The 4490-nt window shown below is 48.3% G+C and carries 1 protein-coding gene and 1 rRNA gene; both read right to left on the reverse strand.

The window, feature by feature from the left end:
* Positions 1-547 precede the first annotated feature (547 nt).
* Complete coding sequence (locus tag ACLUYS_RS09390; RefSeq protein ID WP_242744353.1) at positions 548-3796, reverse strand: glycoside hydrolase domain-containing protein; 3249 nt, start codon at positions 3794-3796, stop codon at positions 548-550.
* Positions 3797-4312: 516 nt separating this feature from the next.
* Positions 4313-4419: ribosomal RNA gene (gene rrf / locus ACLUYS_RS09395) — 5S ribosomal RNA — on the reverse strand.
* Between the last annotated feature and the right edge of the window lie 71 nt (positions 4420-4490).

Here is a 4490-nt window from a genome sequence, read left to right on the forward strand (position 1 = left end):
GTGTATTTCGAATTTCTTGATCTGTCTGTAAAGTTTTCAAAGAGCCATCTGTTTGCGAGAAGATCAATGTCTCTCACAAGGCTTGTTTATCCTATCATCGTCAGAAATTTCTGTCAACAGTTATTCGTGAAATTCTTCAAGATTTTCACTTAAGCTGTTTTCTTAGATATCTAAAGGTGATTTGACGACTGAGAGAAGCGATTTCCCTCAGCGCTCAACTATAATAACACGGGCATCGAAGTGACGCAAGCATTATTTGTGAATTTTTAAAACAATTTCACGACTAGCTGATTGGGCTGTTATTTCGCTTTTTGCGTACAAACAGCTTTTCATTTATACACCTCAAAAAGAAAGAACGCAAATCTTATGCTCCTGGGATCGCCCCCCAGAAAATTGATTTTCCGTCTGCTTTCTGTACAGCTCATCGGGTTTCCATAAAAAAGGAGGACTCTGGTTTTACTTTCCAGAGTCCTCACAATCGGTTTAAAGCGTACGGCATCCAGATTCAGATGCCGTTTCGAACGTTCCTTTTTCGAACAGACTGAGCTTAGTCATTCTGTACTGTAGGAAGGTGATTCGCATTGGGGAGAAGACGCAGGGCCAGAAGAAGCGCATGGAGCGTTTCGACTTCCTGGTCGACCTGATCCTGACTTTCCGGATGATTCAGGATTGCTTTGGCCGTTTCTGTTTCTTCTGCCAGCTGCGTCCAGCCTGTGCTTTCGTAGTCGGTTTCCTCAAATTTGAGGTGATCGACTTTATCTGTGAGCTGAGCGAGCAGTTCCGTATGGATCGTTTCCATTTCTTCCGGGGCAATCGTGTGCGCAGCTGCCTGCATTGCATCCGCAACCGCTTTGGTCTGTGCATGAACGCTCATTCTCACCTCCTGAGAAGAGGCAACGGCCGAGCCATAGCTGCTCGTCTGCGACGGCTTGCTCATGCTGTCAACGGCGCTCTGCAGGCTGGCTTTTGCACTCTCGTCGAGATCTTCATTTGCGAGCAGCCAGCGAACTTTCGCACTGTCGCGAATACCCTGCCTGAGCATTTCATAACGCGGGGTACTGTAATAGTTCTTGCCCTGAATCAGATCGGTATTACCTCTCTCAAGCGGATAGATAAACCAGCCGTCTCCCGGTTCCCAATAGCGGTAAGTAGCGTCGCCGTGCATGTCATAGACGTAGTTATCGAATGCCCAGCGCATGTAACCGTCGGTTTTGAGGGTAACGGTATAGAACATATCCCAGTAGTTGTCGCCTGGATCGGAAATCATGAAGTTCGACGGATAGTCGCCCGTGCACGTATAGAACGTGGTGTTCAGACCTTTTTCGCGTCGATGCTCGGACAGCGCAGCCGTTTGTTCCTTGGATGTATTGCCCAGGTTGACGGAAATATCGTCAATCTTATCTGTGAAATCGTAATAGGACGGAGCACTGTAGTTCAGTGCGGAAGAAATCTTGAACTGTTTGCCGTCTTCGGTCTTAATCGAATCGATCAGCTCAACAGCCGGTTCCAGCATATCCAGACTTCTTTCATCCATGGAAATATAGGTGATGTCGGTCCATCCTTTTTCCTCGGAATGCTGCAGATAGTCCTGCAGAAAGTCGGTCCAGATTTCTTTCCATTCGTCGCTTCCCGGCGTAAAGGTCTGGGATTTGGTCGAGCTCGTTGCTTCATCAAACCACGAAATCTGGTTGTTCCATGGAACGATGGAATAGGCCTTGATCTGACCAATGCCGTTGGCTGGATCCAGAACGCCGCATTCAATCATGAAATTGATCCAGGTATCGTACCAGGAATAGTCGAAATCCCAGGTACCGTCAGACTTCTTCGTCCACTGCACCATGGACAGGTCGTTATAGAATGACTGATGGCCCCAGGCCTGATCCACAATATTGGCTACCGCATCGTGACCGCCGATGGCCGCATAGTCTTCGTAGGAATCACGCATGAGATCCAGATGTTCTTGGGTGAAATAGAAATCTTTCTGACTGTCTGTGCAAATCGATCCCTTGTTATTGGCACCTAAGCCAAGATAGTTGTCCGCTACCGAGAACGGATGCTGCCAGAGCTGAATTCCAGTCAGTTCCGGATCCGGCTGCTGTACATTAATGACTTCCAGCGTATAGTCGAGTTCCTTCAGCGAAGACGCTTCATCGCAGGAGATACGAACCTTGCCTTTGTACGTACCCGGTTTCGTCGAAGCGGTCGTGCCAAACTGGATCCAGGCAAAGCGAATCGACTGTGCAGGAATGGTAATCTTGCCGGGATTGCCGATCAGATCCGGGAACTCCTTAACCGGCGCACCCGAATTGCCGCGTCCAATATTGGCCGTAGTCGTTTCGAGCCAGCCATAATGCATGGCTGATGCCGGCAGTTTATCTCCGTCTTCATTCACGAAATCGGAAAAACTCAGTTCTACGTTATGAAGGTCTTCGCCCATGGACGCTACGTTGACTTTCGAGTTGATCGTGTCATTTTTCCAGAGCGTTCCCTTAAATGAATCGCCCTCACCCGCATAGAGGCTCGAATAGTTTTCCGGAAGATCCAGAAGCTTTTCGTTGCCGACATAGGCATTCATCGTCGACAGATCGGGATCGACATTGAGAACAATTGAAGCGCTGATTTCCGGATGATCTTTCAGTGCTGCCATAATGGTTACCTTTTTCTTTTCTGTAACGACATCCTTGCCAGCGATGGTGACTTTTCCGTTTTCATCCACTGCGGCAATTGTCGGGTCGCTGCTCGTCCAGACGAGAGTACCCGTCGAATTCCATGGCTGGAACTCTTTTTCGAGTGTCAGTTCTGTTCCTGGAATTGCTGTCGTCGCTGTACTGTGAAGAGAAACAGAAATCGGTGTCAGTTCCTCATGATAGACTTTCAGATAATCGAGCTGAATGGCCATATCGGGCTGATCCTTCAGTTCCACTTTCAGCGTATGTTCGCCTTCTTCAAGCGTATCTGAAGCCCAGATCAGCTGCTGATTCACACGCGTATCGCTCGTAGCGCTGGCGGTTCCCACTTCTACGCCGTCAATAGAGAACGTATAAACGCCATGACCAGGGGCTTTGGTTGCCCACATTTCGACTTTATTGCCGATGAACTTCATTTCAAAGGAGTCTCCGTCATAGGCATAGTGCTCATATCCGTCGTGAAATGCGTCTGGATAAGCTGTACCGCCGCCTTTCCAGTTTCCGTTGTATTTCACTTTAAAGAGCTCATCATCTTCCGTGATGTCCATATCTTCGACGATCGTATAGCCCTTGAACGGTTCTGGTTCACCACTCGACCAGACTTTAAAGTAAGTAACGCTCATTCCATAAAGCGTTCCGGAAGCCGCCGCATTGGCTTCATCCAGAATGGTCAGCTTCAGCGTATGCTCTTTTTCATCCAGGTTAAGATTCGAATCTTCGGAACTGAACAGGAGCGTATCCGCTCCGGTTCGGCTTTCGGCCCACGCATCGCAGGTAACGGCTTCTCCGTCATCAATGGAAACGGAAAACTTCCGATGATTGGGGGCTTTTACACCGTAGATTTCCACTTTCTGGCCTGTAAACGTAAAAGTCAGACTGGCGCCAGCCTGATTGGCATAATGCTCGGTTGCAGCCGGATCGCCGCTTCCGCCTGCTGTCCATCCGCCGTTATTCGCGTTGCCTTCGGAATAGGCAATGGAGGCGTCCGTGTCATCCACTGTTTTTTCGGTAAGAGTTTCTGCCTGCGGCATCAGCGCTGCATTTTTCATGATCGTTTGAGCCGGTGTCCAGGATTTCGCCAGAACCGGAACAGGAACAATCAGACTCATTGCCATGCTGCCTGCGCAAAACAGGCTTCCCATTCTGCCAAACGTTTTCGCTCTGGCAGATGTTCTGCTGTGATTCTTCATAAATCCTCACTTTCTTTCTCGACCGAAAGCACAGAACCCGATTGGGAATCCATGCTCCCAGTAAAATCAGCGGTCAAGAACGGTTGTTTTCCAGCTGCACTGCCCGCTGCAGCCTGTCTTTTGAATTTGCCCGATTAAAAGACGAAACGTCTATTCTTTTCCGCTTTCATCCATCATCTTAACGTATTTACGAAATCCCAAAGATTTCAATTTTTGTGAAATCCGCAATCCAATTTCAGTTTGTTTGAAAAAATTTTGAACAGCGTTCCGCTCAGAACTGAATCTTTACACCGCTTCTGGACCAGTTCTACCTGCTGTCCGGGCGGACGGCAGCGACCGGATCAGATCCCGGATTTCTCACTTCCAGAACGCAGACTATGAAAAAATCCCCGAAAGATATAGGATTTCTCCTTTATCCTTCGGGGATTTCATTTTGTTCGGCGACTACTTATCTTTGCCTTGCGGCTATTGTCAGCGCAAGATGGCTTAGCTTCCATGTTCGGGATGTAAATGGGCGTATCCCATCCGCTATCGTCACCGTACTTTTAAAGTTTATCAAATGGATCTTCCAAAAACAAACATCAGTCTTCCAGCATAACGATCTAACGCGATC

Origin of the sequence: Allobaculum sp. (genome assembly GCF_047010065.1) — a bacterium.
Classification (GTDB): Bacteria; Bacillota_I; Bacilli_A; order Erysipelotrichales; family Erysipelotrichaceae; genus Allobaculum; species Allobaculum fili.

Bases quoted from the DNA above. Each gene is read 5' to 3' on its own strand.
- ACLUYS_RS09390 (WP_242744353.1), bottom strand. From the start codon at position 3,796: ATGAGTCTGATTGTTCCTGTTCCGGTTCTGGCGAAATCCTGGACACCG.